This is a genomic window from Streptomyces sp. NPDC002730 (assembly GCF_042888805.1).
GTDB lineage: Bacteria > Actinomycetota > Actinomycetes > Streptomycetales > Streptomycetaceae > Streptomyces.
This window is the reverse complement of sequence record NZ_JBIAQG010000002.1, coordinates 49,204-65,921: the sequence shown is the minus strand read 5'-3', so window position 1 is coordinate 65,921 and position 16,718 is coordinate 49,204. Positions and strand designations below refer to the sequence as shown.

The window sequence follows — 16,718 nt, the reverse complement described above, 5'->3', positions numbered from 1 at the left end:
GCCTCTTCTACTTCCGAGGTGCCCCATCGAGCCTGTCTGCGCGAGTTCTAAACGTGAGGTGCAGCTGAACGAGGCCGCTCCCGGCAGCTGGCCGGCTGCCGGGAGCGGTGTGGGGTGTCGCTAGTTGTACGGCTTGAAGAAACGGGTTGATGCGTAGACCCACTGGGATGCCGTGTAGGACCAACTGGCCAGCGCCCCGTTGAATTTGGCGTCCTCTGCCCGCGCGGTCCAGGTCCACATCTTCACGGCGCCGTCAGGCTGGTGGTACATGGCTCCGATGTCGTCGAGTCCGTCGCCGTTGTAGTCGCCGATGACGAGCTGGCTGCGTTTGATGTCCCAGCTGCCGGCGTTGCTGGAGAGGGAGACGAAGGCGGACCCGAAGCGGTCGTCGGGCTGGGACTCGGCGATGAAGGTGGAGACCTTGTCGCTGCCGTCGGCGTAGTCGTACCAGATCATGGCGTCGTCGCGTCCGTCGCCGTTGAAATCACCGGCGTGCGGGGTGGAGCGGTTCCAGTCGATGGCGTCGCTGTACCACCACGATGTCGGCTGGGCGAACCCACCGGTGACGGTGGAGAGGAAGGTGTGGTTGCGCACGGTGTTGTCGCCCTGGCCGTAAAAGACGCTGACGTCGTCGCGCCCGTCGCCGTTGAAGTCGCCGGTGACGAACTTGCAGCGGTTCCTGAGCCAGGTACCGCCGGGGGCGGACCAGGACTCGAAGGGCTGGTTGAAGCCGCCTGTGACACCTGCGGTGTAGGTCCACAGTTTGGTGGTGCCGTCGGGGTAGGCGTACCAGACAGCGATGTCGTCGCGCCCGTCACCGTTGAAGTCGCCGGCCTGTGGGGTCATGTAGCTCGTGTGCATCCTGCCGGCCTTGGCGCTCCACGAGGAGAAGGGTGCGCTGAAGCCGCCATCGGGCTTACCGAGCGCCGTCCACAGTTTGATGCTGGTGTCGCTGTACCCGTAGAGGGCCGCCATGTCGCCGCGTCCGTCGCCGTTGAAGTCGCCGGTGACGAACTTCATGTTGTCCGCCTCCCACGCGCCGACCGCGGCGGCGAACGACTTCATCGGCTCCTTGAACGAGCCGTTCGTGTTGGACAGGAGCGTGTACGTGGCGTCGGAACCGGCGGTGTAGTCGTACCAGAGGCCCATGTCGCTGCGTCCGTCGCCGTTGTAGTCGTGCCGGGTGACGGTGCCGCTGGACCAGACGGCTTGGCCCTTTCCGTTGTGGACGACGAGATTGCCGCGGTCCTGGAGCAGGACGTAGCCGGCGCCGGTCAGTCCGGGCTCGACGTCGGGCCGGGTGGCGTCCGGTGTTTCGTGGACGTCGGTGCTCCACAGCGGAGTGCTGCCGTCGGCCGAGTAGACCGCGAGGTTGCCGTTGGCGAGTACGCGTGCGGTGGCGCCCTTGTTGCCGGCGGTGTTGCTGGACCACAGGGTCTTGCTCGCGTTGGAGGTGATGACGAGGTTGCCGTCGGTCTGCATGGTGAGTTTGGCCGAGTTTGAGGCCAGAGACTGACCGCTCGCCAGGGTGGTGCCGCCGGGGATCTGCCGGCCGCCGGTGGCCCCGTCGATGGGGAAGGACGCACCGATGCCGGTGTAGTCGTTGCCGGCCTTGCGGCCGGGCCAGCCGATCAGGGTGTTGTCCTTCTTTCGGGCCCACAGGTCGGGGATGCCGTCGCCGTCATTGACCTTGTCTGCGTTGCTGTCCCCGTCGAGGTCGCCGGAGGAGCCGATGGTGGGGTAGAGGCTCTGCGGCATGGCGCCCGAGGCGATCTTGACACGGCTACTGGCACCGCCCCACGTCGCGGCATCGAGAACGCCGTTGGGGTCGGCTTGGCCATAGGCGCGGTACAGGTCGCCCGAAGCATTGTTGCGTAGCAGCAGGTCGGGGAGCTTGTCGCCATTGAGGTCACCGGGGACGATCACGGTGAACTTGTCCCAGTCGGTCTCGCCGACCAGGACCGGGTGGGGGCGGACTTTGTCGAGCAGAGTGCTCCGGTTGCCGTAGTAGACCCACAGGTTCTTGCCCTGCTTGACCAGGAGGTCGGCGTACGTATCGCCGTTGATGTCGCCGCCCGTGGTGATCTGTTCGGCGTTGTACCAGTGGTCGTCTCCAGTCCAGCCCGCTTCTCCCTTGCACCTGCTGCTCGCCACAGGGCACTTGACAGCCAACTGAAGGTAATTGTCGGCGTTGATGATCCCCTTGCCGTTGTTCGGGTAGACACGCAGCTTGTTTTTCTTGTCGTTCTCGTTGTATTCGAGCGAGATGAGGTCGTTGTAGCCCTCCTGTCCCCAGTCGCCCATGAAGGTGACCTGCTGACCCGGGAAAGTGCCGCCGCCGTTGGTGGCAGAGGAGAACTCCCGTCCGCCGCGACCGGAGTAGGTGAGCAACGTTCCGTTGGTGTCGGTGTTCCAGATGTCCCTGAAACCGTCACCGTTGAGGTCACCGGGCTCGTCTCGCCCCTGAGCCCGGGTCGCGTAGTACAGGTAGGTGGCGGTGTCGGAGCGGTTACCCGCCGCGTCCACGCTGTAGGCGTAGATGAGCTGCGGGCCGTAGGACGGTGGCGTCACCAGGGCGATTGGCGCGCTCGCACGGGTTTCGTGAACGTCGGCGTCGGTGTCGGTCCACCAGTAGTAGGCGACGACGTCGGGGACACCGTTCGCGGCCAGGAGGAACTTCCCCTCCGAGCGGGCCGGGCCGGTGGGATCGGGCCAGCCCTGGTCACCATTGGGGTACTTGTTGCCTTCGGATGTGATGACAGGTGGTCGGCTGGGACGGCTGCGGTCCAAGGTGAACTTGCACGTGGTGCTCCATGCCGAGTACAGCCCGTCCGGGTCCTTGGCGCGGACTTTCCAGGTGTAGTCACCGCCGGGGGTGCTGGCTGCGGGGAGTACCACTGTGGTCACCCGACCCTTGAGCGCGGGCACACTGGTGTCCACCACCGGGGTGCTGGAGCCGGCCTTGAACGCCTGGAAGTGAGCGGTCAGGTTCCCGCCGTCCGGGTCGTCGATCTTCGCGTACAGGCTCACCGCGGTGTTGCCAATACTGCCGCCGGCGGTGCAACTGGTGCGGGGGTTGGTGCCCAAGCCGGCGGGTGTCTTGGGCGGGTGGTTGTACTTGATCTCGAGTGTGGCGGTCTTCGGGTCGAACTTCTTCCAGCCGAACGTGTCCGTCTCATCGCTGGCGTACAAGCCCAGCGTGACGCTCGCCTCGCCGTTCGCGGCCGCCTTGCGAACCGCGCTGGTGGCGTTGAATTCCAGGTTCCCGGCGGCGCAGTCCTTGCTCCATCCCTTGGCGTCGTTCACGGTGGACAGCGCGGCACCGCCGATCTTGCCGGGCTGGTTGTCCCAGGTCGTCTTCTTGGAGATGTCACCGACCTCCCAGAGTTCCACCGGCCGGTCCTGGCAGGACCATGACCAGGTATTGCGGATCCGGAAGGTGGCGTCCTTGATCTGCGCTCCGGTGACGTCGCTGGTGTCGAGCTGGAAGAACGAGCGGGAGATCCGATCCGAACCGCCTGTCTCGCTCTCATAGCCGGCCCGCACGACCTCCTTGGCATCCCAGTAGGAGGTCTTGGGGTAGTGCTTGTAGACGCGTGCCCAGTGCTGCCATTCGCCCCAGGCCCAGCTGGGATCGATGAACACCGGGTAGGTGGTGTCCGCGCCGCTCAACAGGCCCTGATCCGGGGTGATGGTCAGGGTGTCGCCGCTGACCGCGCTGCCCATCTGCACGTCCTCGGCGCCCACGCCGGGCTCGAATGCGTCCCCGGGCCCCGTGGCCTCTTCCTGCGCCGTCGCGAGGGCGCGCGCGGCGGGCGTGGTAGGTGCGCCGGAGTCCCACATGAGTGGGGCGGGGCTGGTGAACACGGTCTGCCCGGCCGGGTCGGTAGCTACCAAGGTGCCGGTGTCCGTGTCTTTGGAAACGGACAGTCCGACGGTGTCCATCGCGAACTGTAGTTTGGTCAGTTCCGGGTTCTTCGCCGCCTCGGCAGTCTTGACCACGAGCAGCTGAGAGAAGCCCTCCACCTCGGCCTTCAACTGCAGGTCCACTCCGGCGAGCACCTCGGGATAGGTTGCCACGTTGCCGTCGAGCGTGGGTTTGGGCAGCGGCTTCGGCCAGGTAAGTGACAGAGTGCGCCCGTCCTTGACCCCGGACAGCATCGGACGGCTGCCGCCACCGGAGAACTTCACCGAGACCGAAGCCGACTTCGGTACGACCGATCCGTCCGCCGCGAAGCTGAGCGTGGGGTCGGCGGCCACCCAGGCGCCGTTACGCCACAACCGCACCGCAGTTCCATGCCGCTTCACCGAGAACGACCCGTCCGGCAGCGCCCACGTATCACTCGCCTCGGTGCGCGCCGACACCAATTCTGCTGGCTGACCGGAGGATTGAGCGTCCTGGAGAGCCTTGTCCTCCTCGCTCATCGAACCATCAGCTACCGGATCGGATGATGTTGTACCTGCGTTTACTTGCGGTGGGCCGGCGTGAGCCGAGCCGACCGCCATCCCCGACGCAACGAGGCCACCGGCGAGCAGGCCGCACAGCAAGCGGGTTTTCCATTTCCACGGAGCGGTCCCACCCCTAAGTGATATGGACACGATCCAACTCCCCCTTTTTCATGTGCCCGAATTTCGCGTCGACTCTATAGGAATCCCGGTCCGGCCCTCCTCGCATCCTCGCCGTGGAGCGTTTCGCTGGATGTGATGGAAGTGTGTTCACAGACAACTTGAAGCCGCCTGTGGCTCGAAGTGTGCGGCACTGACCTGGCCTAATGTCGCCCACGAAATCCTCACAAGTACCTCACATTCATCAATTCGGGCATTCGGTAGATCTAGATTTTTCACTGCGCATCTACTTATTGAATATTCCTGAACCTCGATTCAGCTGCTATGTTCGGCGAAATTTGCTTTCGTCGCGGGGGGTGGGGCGTGAGCCGTTTCGGCACGCGTGGATGGGCTGGGCTCATAGCGGTCGCGGTCATGGGGGGCTTGCTGCCTGCAAGTGCTTCAGCAGCAGCTGCAGGCAGTAAGGGGGTTGACCTCCCGAAGCTCAAGCAGCCGCCGACGGTGGCTGTGAAGCAGGTGGCCTCAGGCGGAACGAAGCTGCGCAGCAACGCGGCGGGGCAGAAGTGGACGGCGCCGAAGGTAACTTGGCCGCAGCCGGGCAGCGCGACTGTCGACTTGAATGCGGCAGGGGCGGCTTCCGCGCCGAAGCGGGCGGGCACCCTCCCGGTTGCTGTCGGCTCCCCATCCTCCAAGGCGCGCTCCGAGGCGCACCCGCCGGCCAAGATGAAAGTTGTGGTCGCAAGCCAGGGTGCGGCCCGAAAGGCAGGCGTACACGGGCTCCTGTTGTCGGTGGCCCGTGCCGACGGTGCCAGGGGCGCTGCCACCGCCAGAGTGCAGGTTGACTACCGCGAGTTCCGCGGCGCCTACGGCGGAGACTGGGCGGCCCGTCTGCGGCTGGTGCAGCTTCCCGCCTGTTCGCTGACCACCCCGGACAAGCCCGCCTGCCGGACCGGCAAGCCGCTCGCGACGACGAATGACACCAAGGCAGGCGCGCTCTCCGCGACCGTCCCGCTGAATGGCCCTACGGCCGCAGCTGCCGGCGCCGCCAAGGGCGCATCCGTTCCCGCAGGGGCGACGGTGCTCGCGGCAACGGCAGCGGCCGCAGGTTCGACGGGCGACTACAAGGCAACTTCGCTCGGAGCGTCCGGTTCATGGAGTGCAGGGGGCGCGACGGGTGCGTTCAGCTGGACTTATCCGATCAGTGCACCGTCGGTGCCGGGTGGTCTGCAGCCGCAGGTGTCACTGGGGTACAACTCGCAGGCGATAGACGGCCGCACAGCAGCCTCCAACAACCAGCCCGGCTGGATCGGCGACGGCTGGAGCTGGGAGCCGGGCTACATCGAGCGGCGTTACAAGCCGTGCAATGACGACAAGTCCGGTGGCACGAACACCACCAAGGTCGGTGACCTGTGCTGGTACAACGACAATGCTGTCCTGTCGCTCGGGGGTAAGACCACCGAGCTGGTCCACGACAGCGCTACGGGCTGGCATCCCGCCCAAGACGCGGGTGAGAAGGTTGAGAAGCTCCAGGGCGCATCGAACCCCGACAAGGGCACTGCCGGAGTAGACGGCGTCGGCGAGCACTGGAAGATCACCACGACTGATGGCACCCAGTACTTTTTCGGTCTGAACAAGCTGCCCGGCTGGAGCGACAACGGCACCGCGGCGGACGATCCGGTGACGAACTCCACGTGGACGGTCCCGGTGTTCGGCAACCAGTCCGGCGAGCCGTGCTACAACGCTTCGTTCGCGTCCGCGTCATGTGATCAGGCGTGGCGCTGGCAGCTCGACTATGTCGTCGATTCCCGTAGCAACGCGATGGCCTACTACTGGAGGACCGAGGCCAACAACTACGGCCGCAACGTCTCCGAGACCACCGGTAAGTCGACCGTCACGCCCTACGTTCGCGGTGGCTACCTGGATCGCATCGACTACGGCCTGCGATCCAACGCTGTCTACACGGCCAAGGCAATGGGCCAGGTGAAGTTCGATGTTGCTGAACGGTGCCTGACGACCTGTACCACCTTCGACGAGACCCACGCCAAGTACTGGCCGGACGTCCCGTTCGACCAGTACTGCAAGGATGGGGCAACCGAGTGCAAGGACAAGTACTCGCCCTCCTTCTGGTCCCGCAAGCGCCTCGCCTCCATCACCACCAAGATGCTTACCGGAGGGGCCTACAAGGACGTCGACACCTGGACGCTCAAGCAGGGATTCCCTCCCTCGGGTGATGGCATCTCCACGCCGATGTGGCTGGAGTCCCTCACCCGCACGGGCAAGGCCGACGGCACCGCCGTCCTGCCCTCGGTGACGTTCGCAGGGGTGCAGAAGCCCAACCGGGTCGACAAACTCGGCGACGGCCTTGCCCCGTTCGTGCGGCAGCGCATGTCGCAGATCACCACGGAGACCGGCGGCACCATCGGCATCGATTACGTCGACCCCGACTGCAGCGCCACAGCCCTGCCGCCCACCGACAGCTCCAACACGACTCGTTGCTACCCGGTGAAGTGGGCATACGAGGGGGAGACGGCCAAGCAGGACTGGTTCAACTCCTACCCCGTGCAGCGCGTCATCGAGGGCGACAACCTCGCCGAGACTCCCGACACGGTGACCGAGTACGCCTATGTGGGAGCAGCCGAGTGGGGGAAGAGCACAGACGAGTTCACCAAGCCCGCCGACCGCACCTACTCGATCGCCCGCGGCTACTACCGCGTCCAGACTCGTAAGGGCGCCGGCACCGCGCCCAAAACGCTGAGCGAGAACCGCTACTTCCGAGGCGCCGACGGCATCGGCGTCAACAATTCAGCTGGTGTAGCGGTCACCGACCGCGAAGAGTTCGCCGGCATGCTCCGCGAGAGCGCCACCTACAACGGCGATGGCGATGTACTTGTTTCCGCGATCTCCTATACGCCGTGGCGCTCGGCTTTGACTGCCTCGCAGGCGCGTACGGCCGCCCAACTGCCTGCTCTTGAGGCCTACCACACGGGCACCGAGGCGGATGAGACTCGCACGACGATCACCGGCGGGACCCGCACCACCAAGGTGACCCGTACTTTTGACACCTACGGCATGGTCACCTCCGTCTCCGAGCTTGGTGACATCGCCAAGGCCGGGGACGAGCAGTGCACTACCACCACGTACACGCGAAACAAGGTCGCCTGGGTTCTCGACAAGGTCTCTCGGAGTGAGACGGTCGCGGTCGACTGTGACGCGACGCCCAACCGGCCGGCCCAGGTTGTCGATGACGTTCGCACCTACTACGACGGCGGAGCGTTCGGGGCCGCCCCGACCAAGGGGCTGGTCACCAAGACCGACCGCATCAATGGCACGGGCAGCGGCTACGACGTCACTGACTCCACGCCCAGCATTTGCGGCCTGGCCAAGGACCAGCTCTGCTACGACCTCTACGGACGTCAGACTGCGGAGGCCGACGCCTACGGCAAGGTCAGCACCATTGCCTATACCCCGACCACGGGTGAGGTACCGACGACGACTGTGCTGACCAACCCGCTGGGCCACACGGTGACGACCGTGCTGGACCCGCTGCGGGCGCAGCCCAAGAAGGTTACTGATACCAACAACAAGGTCACCACGACTGCGTACGACCCGCTGGGTCGCGTCACCAAGGTCTGGATTCCGACCCGTCCGGCTGCCGACTACCCCAACGCCCCGAACTACTCCTTCGACTATCTCGTCCGTAACGACGGCCCCATCGTCATCACCAGCAAGACCCTCGACCACAACTCCGAGTACCAGACCAGCTATGCCTTCTACGACGGTCTCATGCGTCCACGTCAGACGCAGGAAAAGTCCCCGGACCGCGTCGGCCGCCTGGTGTCCGAGACCTTCTACAACACCCGCGGTGAACCATGGTTCGCGTCCGGCACCTACTTCGCCGTTGGCGCCGCTGAACCGGTGCTGGTGACGGGGCAGGAGACCAAGTACCCGTCGTCCACCGAGACCATCTTCGACAACGCCGGCCGTCCCACTGCCGTCATCGCCAAGCGATTCGGCGACGAGACCAAGCGCACCACCACCAGCTACACCGGTGACTCCACCACTGTTGTCCCACCCGCCGGTGGCACTGCCGCGACGACCATCACGGACGCACTGGGCCGCACCACGGAACTGAAGCAGTACACCAACGCTGCCCGCACCGCGTCACAGTCCACGATCTACGGCTACAACACGCACGGACAGCTCCAGCAGGTCACCGACCCCTCCGGCGCCAAGTGGACCTACACCTACGACATCCGCGGTCGCCAGACCCAGGTCGACGACCCGGACAAGGGCAGTTCCACCACCGTCTACGACAAGGGCAACCGCGTCACAGACGTCACCGACGTCCGCAAGATCACCCTGCACACCGACTACGACGCCCTCGGCCGCCAAACCGCGGTCAAGAAGGGCAGCACCACACTGTCGAGCTGGACCTACGACTCGATCGCCAAGGGCCAGCCCACTGCATCCACCCGCTACATCGGCGGCAACGCGTACGCCACTGAAGTCACTGAGTACAACGACCTGTACCAGCCCGTCGGCACCAAGGTCACCATCCCCGCCAATGAAAATGAAGGGGCCCTGGCCGGCACGTATCAGTGGTCCAACTTCTACAACGACAACACCGGCCAACTGATGGAGACCGAACACCCGGGAATGGGGGGTCTTCCGGCTGAGTCAGTCTCCAGCGCCTACAACACCGGCGGGCTCCTCGACTCCGTCTACGCCGGCAGCGACCCGTTGATCTCCGCCAGCAGCTATGACCACTACGGCCGCAGCAGCCGTCTCGAGTACGGCGAATTCGCCCGCCACCTGTGGACGACCAGCGAGTATGACGACCACACAGGCGCTCTGACCCGTGCCGTTACCGATCGCGACGTAGCACCGCAGCGCATCGAGGACACCCGCTACACCTACGACCCGGCCGGCAGCATTACCCAGATCGCCACCGCCTACGGCCAGGACACCACCCGCACCACCGACACCCAGTGCTTCACCCTCGATGCCCTGCGCCGCATCACCGCGGCCTGGACCAACACCGGTGAACAGTGCGCCACCGCGCCCTCGGACGCAGTAGTCGGGGGACAGGACGCCTACTGGACCAGCTACACCTACGACGCGGTCGGCAACCGCGATACCGAGACCCAGCACAAGACCGCCTCCGGCCCGACCTCCGACACGCTGCGGACCTACGCCTCGCCGGTCGCGGGCAAGCACAACCTGCCGTCCGTTACCCAGACAGGCGCAGACCCCCGGGTCGAGACCTACACCTACGACGATGCGGGCAACACCGAGACTCGGAAGATCGGTAACGCGGACACCCAGTCATTCAAGTGGGACGACGAAGGCCACCTCGGGTCCGTCACCAAGGTCACCGATACCAGTTCGTACGCGTACGACACGGCAGGTCAACGTTTCATCCGCCGCGATTCCACCGGCACCACCCTCTACCTCCCCGGCGGCAACGAACTCCATCTCGACAAGGCCGGGAAGGTCACCGGCACCCGCTACTACGAGGCGGACGGTCAAACCGTCGCCATGCGCACCGGCGGCAAGCTGACCTTCCTTCTCTCGGACCACCACGGCACAACAACCGCACAGATCACCGCCGACGCAACACAGGCGGTCGCACGCCGCAAGACCACTATCTTCGGTGCTCCACGCGGCACCAAGCCCACGAACTGGATCGGCGACAAGGACTTTGTCGGCGGCACCAAGGACCCCGACACCACCCTCACTCATCTCGGTGCGCGCGAGTACGACCCCGCAATCGGCCGCTTCATCAGCGTCGACCCCGTCCTCGACCTCGGTGACCCTCAGCAGACCCACGGCTATACCTACGCCAACAACAACCCGGTGGCATTCACCGATCCCACCGGTCTGCGCCCCGACGGCCCCGCCGGCGGAGCCGACTACAACGACCAGTGGACGAAGGGCAGCTACAACGGCTCAGCCGGCAGCGGCTGGTTCGTCGACAGCCAGGGCGGCTGGAGCTACCGCCATGAGCAGTACTGGCCTGGATATACCGGCTCCAAGGCAGGTGGCGCCAAGACCACCTCTTACACCTGGTCATGGCGATCTCAGTCCAAGGGCGTCACAAAAAAGCACGGCCAGTCGATCCAGACCTACAAGAAGCAGATTCCAAACAACTTCTACACCAAGTACGTAGCCCCGGTCCTGGTTTCGATCCTCGTTCCTGACGTTGAAGCCTGGGGCGAGTGCCTGGGGGACGGCAACCTGGCTCAGTGCCGCTGGGCAGCAACCGATATCCCCTTCCTCAAGCCACTCAAAGCCCTGAAGTTCGCGAAAAAGGCCAGCAAGAAGAGCGACGACGTTGCGGAAGCCGTATCGGACGTCGGGGCTGGATGTCACAGCTTCCTGCCCGGCACCAAGGTCCTTCTGGCGGATGGCTCGACCAAGAACATCGAAGATGTGAAGGATGGGGACAAGCTACTTTCCACCGATCCGGACACCGGTGAGACGCAGTCCAAAGAGGTAATCAACACCATCCTCACCGAGGATGACAAGGACTTCACCGAGCTCACAGTCAAGACCAGCGATGGTCAAGCCGCCATCGTCGCCACCGACACCCACCCCTTCTGGTCCACGGACCAGAAGAAGTGGATCAACGCCGGAGATGTGCAGCCCGGCACCAAGCTGTACACGCCGAGCAAGCGCAACCTCGAGGTCGTGGCTACGCGCCACTACAAGAAGCAGCAGCGCACCCACGACCTGACCATCAGCCGCATACACACGTACTATGTGCTCGCAGGCGCCACTCCGGTCCTGGTTCACAATTGCTCAACCAATCTTCTTTCGGCAGAAGACCAGCTGAACGGGTTTATACCGAAAGTCGAGCGCGCTGAGGGATATCACGACGTTTGGATCCACGGTTCCCCGGACGGGGTCGCCCCCAGCTTCAATGCTGCGGAAGGCGGCTCCAGCCTGATTAACCACCGGGTGCTCGCAGGACTGATAAAGAGCGATCCGAACTACACCGGCGGGCCAATTAGGCTCTGCTCTTGCCAGACTGGTGCGTCTAGGGGAACCTTCGCGCAGGATCTTGCCAACAAGCTCGGCGTGGAAGTTCTGGCACCCAACGGCTACTTGTATGTACGTCCCAACGGTAGGATCAGCATTGGTCGTGAGGGCGCAGCGCTTGGTCGATCCCACTACGGTGGTGAATGGGTGAGTTTCATTCCTGGAGGGGGCAGATGACAGGAGAGGGCATCGTGAGACGTGCGGGATTCTATGAATCTGCTGAGGAAGTCTCCACTGCGGCGACCTCTGTCGAGCAACCCTGGGAGCGATTTGCGGCGCAGTACCTAGAGCTAGGGGAGGTTATTGTCGCCGCAAGTCAGTGGGTTGATGATCTGCTGGATGTGGATGCCAAGAGAATCTGCCAATACTCAATTCGGACAGATGGCGTCTGGGTGTGGCCGAGCAGTCTGGCGTACTACGTGAGGAAGTATCACGTGAAGCTCCCCACCGAGTTCCTCAATCGCATGGCATCAAATGATTGGATGGTGGGGGAATTGGAGGAGGCCGCGGTAGAGGCAATCTATGAGCGGCTAGCCGAGTTCACCGAATCCAGTCAATGACAATCGACGATAGAATCTGACCAGTCTCGACGCGCAGCTTCGCGGAGAGCGGGGCCAGTCAGATGTCAGAGGCCCCACCGGAGTATTCCGGTGGGGCCTCTGTTCTGCTTGACGGCAACGGTGACGGCAACGTCAGAAGACGACGGCAGCACCGGGTGGGCTGTCAGGGGTGTCGCTGTCTCCGCTGAGGGCGCCGTTCAGTGTGTCGATGGCTTGGCGTTGGAGGGCGAAGCCTTACGTGGGCGTAGACGCCAGCGGTGACGCCGAGGCGTGGCCGAGGAGTTCCTTGATCACGACGAGTTCGACGCCCTGTTCAAGGAGCAGGGTGGCGGTCGAGTGCCTGAGGTCGTGGAAGCGGATACGGCGGAGGCTGGCCGTGCGGAGGAGTGTGGTGAAGGTGCGGGTGAGGTTGGTCGGGTCGATCGGTCTGCCCTGCGCGGTGGTGAAGACGTGCCCGTTGGACTGCCACGCGGTGCCTGCTGCCTCGCGCTCGTGTTGCTGCTGTTCGTGGTGGTGCTTCAGCGACTGGACGCAGCGGGTGGGGAGGGCGATGCGGCGTTCCGAGGCCCGGGTCTTGGTGGGCAGCGTGGTGAGCCCGCCGGTGCTGGTGCGCTGAAGGGTGCGGCGGATGGCGGCGGTGCCGGCGTCGAGGTTGAGGTCTTCCCAGTGCAGGCCGAGGAGTTCGCCCTTGCGGAGTCCGGTGTGGAGGGCGAGTTCGAACAGGGCGTGCAACCGGTGACCTTGCGCGGCGGTGAGGAGCTGGCGGGCTTCGTCGGCGGTGAGGGGTTCGAAGCGCCGGGGCCGTGGGGTGCCGGTGCGGACGTTGCGGGCGACGTTGCGCGGGATTTCCTCTTCACGGACGGCGTGCTCGAGGGCGGAGTTGAGCACGGAGTGGATGTAGGTCAGTGTCAGCGGGGACAACACCATGGAGCAGCATTGACCGGCGGCGCAGCAGCGGGGCTCATCACGCCGGCCATCGATGCCGCGTGCGCAGCACTGGCAGGTGGTGCGGAGCTGGTTGAGCCAGGTGCGGACGTCCTTGGCGGCGAGTTTGGTGAGCTTCTTCTTGCCGAGGCCGGGGATGAGGTAGCGGTTGACGCAGGTGGTGTAGCGGGTGTGGGTGTTCTCGCGGAGGTGGTGGATGGCGACGTTGTCCAGCCAGTACGTCAGGTACGCGGCCAGGCTGCCCTGCGCGGAGGGGACGGGGATGCCGCGGTTGCTGGTGGCGATTTTCTCGGTGAGCTTGGCCAGGGCGTCTTTGCGGGTGGTGCCGTAGACGCGGACGCGGCGACGGGTGTTGCCCTGTGCGAGGACGTATCCGGCGGCTTCCCAGCGGCTGTCCTTGCGCTGGTAGACGGTTCCGTCGCCGTTGGCGCGCACGCGGCGGGAGGCGGGGGTGTCGCGGGGCGTGGTCATCAGGCGGCTTCCTGGTCGAGGCGAGTACGGATGAAGTCGGTCAGAGCGTGGGTGGGTATGCGGCGGGCGCGGCCGAGGGTGATCGAGGCGAGCTGGTTGGAGCGGAGCAGGTCGTAGACGGCGGAGCGGCCGAGTTGGAGGCGGGCCATCACCTGGGGCACCGGGACAAGGCGGTTAGAGGTGACTCGAAAGTTGCCGTATTCACCAGGGGATATCTTCGCGGTACCTCTTCGTGATCACGGATACGCGCATGGTGTGGTGGCCAGGGCGGATGGCAAGGGCATCGTGCTCGGCTATTTCTTCGGTCCGCGTGTGGAGTCCCTCGAAAGCCCGCCGCAAGCGCGTACGTTCGAGGCGAATTTGGCGATTAAGATCTGCCGGTTCGGCGACCTTGGGCTTATTCGAGAGAAGTGGCCGGTCGTGGGTAGGTTGGAATCGTGGAATCCTGCGCAATGGAGTGTCCCTGAGTTCTGTAGGGGCGGGGATATTCGTGTCGTTTACGACGATGATTCGCTCACGGTTTCCCGCGAAGAGCGACTCGATTCGCGTGAATGTCGACTGCTTCCGCAGGATGGGCTCGAAGGGGCAGGCTTTGCAGAGATTAAGCTCACGCGCCTCCTGGGCGCGTAACTCATCACAAATAGGCCCTGCCGGATGCAATCTGGCAGGGCCTATTTGGTGCCTGGGTCTGTGAAGGGCCCCACCGGAATGAAATCCCGGCGGGGCCCCAGAGGCGTTTGACGGCAACGCTGACGGCAACGTCAGCGGACCATGGCTGCGGCGGGTGGGTCGTCAGGGTCGTTGGAGGTGGGGCTGAGGGCGTTGCCGAGGGTGTCGATGGCTTGGCGCTGGAGGCGGAGTCGGACGTGGGCGTAGACGCCGGCGGTGACGCCGATGTGGGCGTGTCCGAGGAGTTCCTTGATCACGACGAGTTCGACGCCTTGTTCCAGGAGCAGGGTGGCGGTGGAGTGCCGGAGGTCGTGGAAGCGGACCGTCAATGTTGTCGCGGGCTCTGGCGACGGTCTGACACCGGCACAAATGTCGGCAATCCGGAAGGGTGAGATTGTTGCCGACGACATTCCAGGAACTCACGCCGAGCAGAACGCCCTCCTCTTTATCAATGAGATGGGGTGGACGCCCATCTCTGGCGGGACTTCTCGGAATGTGTGTCTAGGCACCTGTGCGCCGCTGATCCGTGGGACCGACGGTAGGATGATGGGGAAGGTATATCCCGGTAGTGGTGTAACTACAACTCGCCAGAGGAGCTTTGAGTGGTAGTCGACGAGGCCGTCGCGGCGGCCCTTCGAGTGCAGCCGCAGGCCCATGTCGAGGCCTTCGTGGCGAGCTGTGCGGAGCGGATGGCGCAGGTGTTCACTGGGCTGCGCGGCGATGATCTTGCGCGAAGTGGTGACGTCGATGTCGTTATCCGGCTTCTGGATGACCTTTGGGATTCTGAAATCTACAAGACTCATTCCAGGGCTACGTGGAATCTCTGTCCGGATTCCCGGAGCTTGAGCCGTCAGACGAGGGAATTGTCGACGTGGCAGGAAACTATTCTTTCTATGCAGCGCTTGCGCTGCTGTACGCGGCTCTATGCCGCTCCAGCGGAGACGTTGAAGTCGCGCTGAAGTGTGCACATGTCTGCCTGACGGCGATGGGGCAACTTGATCAGAACATTTCTGGTTCTGTGCTCTTCGCTCAAGAGGCTGGATGTCAGCGGTGGGTGGTCGCCTCATCTCCCTTCGATGGGGTGAGTACTGACGGAGCCGCGCAGCTGAGGAATCGTGACCGAGTTATTAGCCGAGAGCGGCTATCGGCAGTTCAGGGGCGTTTGTGACGCTGAATCAGCGGTGAATTAAGGAGCCCCGCCGAGGATGGGCTCCTGTGGTGCTTGAAGGCAACAGTAACGTTCTTCCGGCCCTGCAACGCCACCTGGTCAGTCGTGCTGCTTCTTCATCAGAGATCGCCCAGGTGATGACGTTGGAGTGATTGCTCGCTGCGGGCGCCTCAGTCCATGCGGAGGCTCCTGTGTCAGCGGTTAGCTGCGTACGCGACGAAGCCGGTCCACGGTCCTTCGGTGAACGCGAGCTGTGCGCCGTTCACGTCCTTGGAGTCCCGTACGTGGACGGTGCCCGGGCTCGCCGCGACCTCGACACACGACGGGCCGTCGTCCGTGCTGTGGCTGCTCTTGAACCACTCCAGCTCGCGACCGTGATCTCCGGTAGAGGGCTTTATGGTCATGTCTCTCCCAGTACTTTCTCGATGAAGGCCAGCGACTCTCGTGGCGTGAGCGCCTGCGCCCGGATGATGCCATACCGCATCTCAAGGATCTGGATCTCCTTGGGGTCGGAGATCACGCGGCTGATGAGCTGCACTTCGTTCAGCCCCACCGTGGCGCCTTCCCGTAGCCTCAGTAGCCGGAACGAACCACCCAAGCCGGCGTTGTCCTCGCGGTCCAAGGGCATCACCTGGATCTCAACATTCCGCAACTGGCCGACCTCCAGGAGGCGTTCGAGCTGCCGCCGCAGCACCATTCTGCCTCCGACGCGGCGGCGGAGCGTAGCTTCGTCCTGGACGAAGCCGAAGACGGGAGCGGGTACCCGCTCGAAAATCTCCTGCCGTCCCATCCGGGCTGCCACGCGCTGGTCAAGTGCCTCCTCGGTGAACGGGGGCCGTCGTGCTCCGAACACCGCCTGCGCGTACTCCTCGGTCTGCAGCAACCCGTCGAGAACGGAGTTGCCATACGCGCACAACTCGACCGAGTCGTCCTCGAGTTTCGCCACGTCGCGGACCTTCTTCGGGTACCTGGCTTCCTCCACGCCCTTCTTCATCGCGGCGATCTTCCCGCCCGCGTTGAGGACTTCGTCTGCCTTGTCGAGGAACTCGGGCTTCGGCACCCGGCGGCCGCGCTCCACGGAGGAGACCTGTTCCTCGCCGTAGCCGATTGCCGCGCCCAACTCGCCCTGTCGAAGCCCCGCAGCCTCGCGCCACAATTTGATCTGGCGGCCGACCGTCTTCATCACAGCGCCGGAGTCGTCGTCTTCCGAGCCGTTGTCCACTCCCATAGTGCTCACCTCTGCTGCGTCACGGGGTACGCGCCGGACAGGGCCGGACCGCTCCCGGACAGTTACGCTG

Annotated in this window: 8 protein-coding genes and 2 pseudogenes; 4 read left to right on the top strand and 6 right to left on the bottom strand. The window is 64.4% G+C overall.

Features of this window, described 5'->3' with window-relative positions:
• Nucleotides 1-120: 120 nt before the first annotated feature.
• Complete coding sequence (locus tag ACFYXH_RS05165; RefSeq protein WP_389560750.1) at nucleotides 121-4,425, bottom strand: FG-GAP-like repeat-containing protein; 4,305 nt, start codon at nucleotides 4,423-4,425, stop codon at nucleotides 121-123.
• Nucleotides 4,426-4,890: 465 nt separating this feature from the next.
• Here ACFYXH_RS05165 and ACFYXH_RS05160 point away from each other — a divergent pair, with 465 nt between their 5' ends.
• Together ACFYXH_RS05160 and ACFYXH_RS05155 are read left to right on the top strand one after the other, a co-directional pair.
• Nucleotides 4,891-11,784 carry an RHS repeat-associated core domain-containing protein gene (locus ACFYXH_RS05160; protein ID WP_389560748.1) on the top strand — a complete coding sequence of 2,298 codons (6,894 nt, stop codon included), beginning with the start codon at nucleotides 4,891-4,893 and terminating at the stop codon, nucleotides 11,782-11,784.
• Complete coding sequence (locus ACFYXH_RS05155) at nucleotides 11,781-12,167, top strand: hypothetical protein (protein WP_389560747.1); 387 nt, start codon at nucleotides 11,781-11,783, stop codon at nucleotides 12,165-12,167. The genes ACFYXH_RS05160 and ACFYXH_RS05155 overlap by 4 nt, the downstream gene beginning before the upstream one ends.
• A gap of 132 nt (nucleotides 12,168-12,299) precedes the next feature.
• Here the strand turns inward: ACFYXH_RS05155 and ACFYXH_RS05150 are convergent.
• Both ACFYXH_RS05150 and ACFYXH_RS05145 read right to left on the bottom strand, forming a co-directional pair.
• Nucleotides 12,300-13,583: pseudogene (locus tag ACFYXH_RS05150) on the bottom strand (tyrosine-type recombinase/integrase).
• Nucleotides 13,583-13,732, bottom strand: a complete 150-nt coding sequence (locus tag ACFYXH_RS05145) for a helix-turn-helix domain-containing protein (protein WP_389561276.1) — start codon at nucleotides 13,730-13,732, stop codon at nucleotides 13,583-13,585. The pseudogene ACFYXH_RS05150 and the gene ACFYXH_RS05145 overlap by 1 nt, the downstream one beginning before the upstream one ends.
• A 31-nt stretch (nucleotides 13,733-13,763) precedes the next feature.
• On the opposite strand from ACFYXH_RS05145, the gene ACFYXH_RS05140 reads away from it, so the two are divergent.
• Nucleotides 13,764-14,213 (top strand): Imm26 family immunity protein, encoded by a 450-nt coding sequence (locus ACFYXH_RS05140; RefSeq protein WP_389560745.1) that lies wholly within the window; start codon nucleotides 13,764-13,766, stop codon nucleotides 14,211-14,213.
• A 131-nt stretch (nucleotides 14,214-14,344) separates the two neighbouring features.
• Here the strand turns inward: ACFYXH_RS05140 and ACFYXH_RS05135 are convergent.
• Nucleotides 14,345-14,575, bottom strand: a pseudogene (locus ACFYXH_RS05135) (tyrosine-type recombinase/integrase); the annotation flags it as partial.
• A gap of 279 nt (nucleotides 14,576-14,854) precedes the next feature.
• Between ACFYXH_RS05135 and ACFYXH_RS05130 the strand changes: the two are divergent.
• A complete protein-coding gene (locus ACFYXH_RS05130; RefSeq protein ID WP_389560744.1) occupies nucleotides 14,855-15,211 on the top strand; it encodes a hypothetical protein in 357 nt (118 codons plus the stop codon).
• A 403-nt stretch (nucleotides 15,212-15,614) separates the two neighbouring features.
• Here the strand turns inward: ACFYXH_RS05130 and ACFYXH_RS05125 are convergent, their stop codons facing one another.
• A complete protein-coding gene (locus ACFYXH_RS05125) occupies nucleotides 15,615-15,824 on the bottom strand; it encodes a DUF397 domain-containing protein (RefSeq protein WP_389560742.1) in 210 nt (69 codons plus the stop codon).
• Nucleotides 15,821-16,648, bottom strand: a complete 828-nt coding sequence (locus ACFYXH_RS05120; RefSeq protein WP_389561275.1) for a helix-turn-helix domain-containing protein — start codon at nucleotides 16,646-16,648, stop codon at nucleotides 15,821-15,823. Before ACFYXH_RS05120 ends, ACFYXH_RS05125 begins: the two co-directional genes overlap by 4 nt.
• Nucleotides 16,649-16,718 lie beyond the last annotated feature (70 nt).

Excerpts from the sequence above, each read along its gene's own strand:
- ACFYXH_RS05120 (WP_389561275.1), bottom strand. The coding sequence starts at position 16,648 with ATGGGAGTGGACAACGGCTCGGAAGACGACGACTCCGGCGCTGTGATG.
- ACFYXH_RS05155 (WP_389560747.1), top strand. The coding sequence starts at position 11,781 with ATGACAGGAGAGGGCATCGTGAGACGTGCGGGATTCTATGAATCTGCT.
- ACFYXH_RS05165 (WP_389560750.1), bottom strand. The coding sequence starts at position 4,425 with ATGAGCGAGGAGGACAAGGCTCTCCAGGACGCTCAATCCTCCGGTCAG.
- ACFYXH_RS05145 (WP_389561276.1), bottom strand. The coding sequence starts at position 13,732 with ATGGCCCGCCTCCAACTCGGCCGCTCCGCCGTCTACGACCTGCTCCGC.
- ACFYXH_RS05125 (WP_389560742.1), bottom strand. The coding sequence starts at position 15,824 with ATGACCATAAAGCCCTCTACCGGAGATCACGGTCGCGAGCTGGAGTGG.
- ACFYXH_RS05160 (WP_389560748.1), top strand. The coding sequence starts at position 4,891 with ATGTTCGGCGAAATTTGCTTTCGTCGCGGGGGGTGGGGCGTGAGCCGT.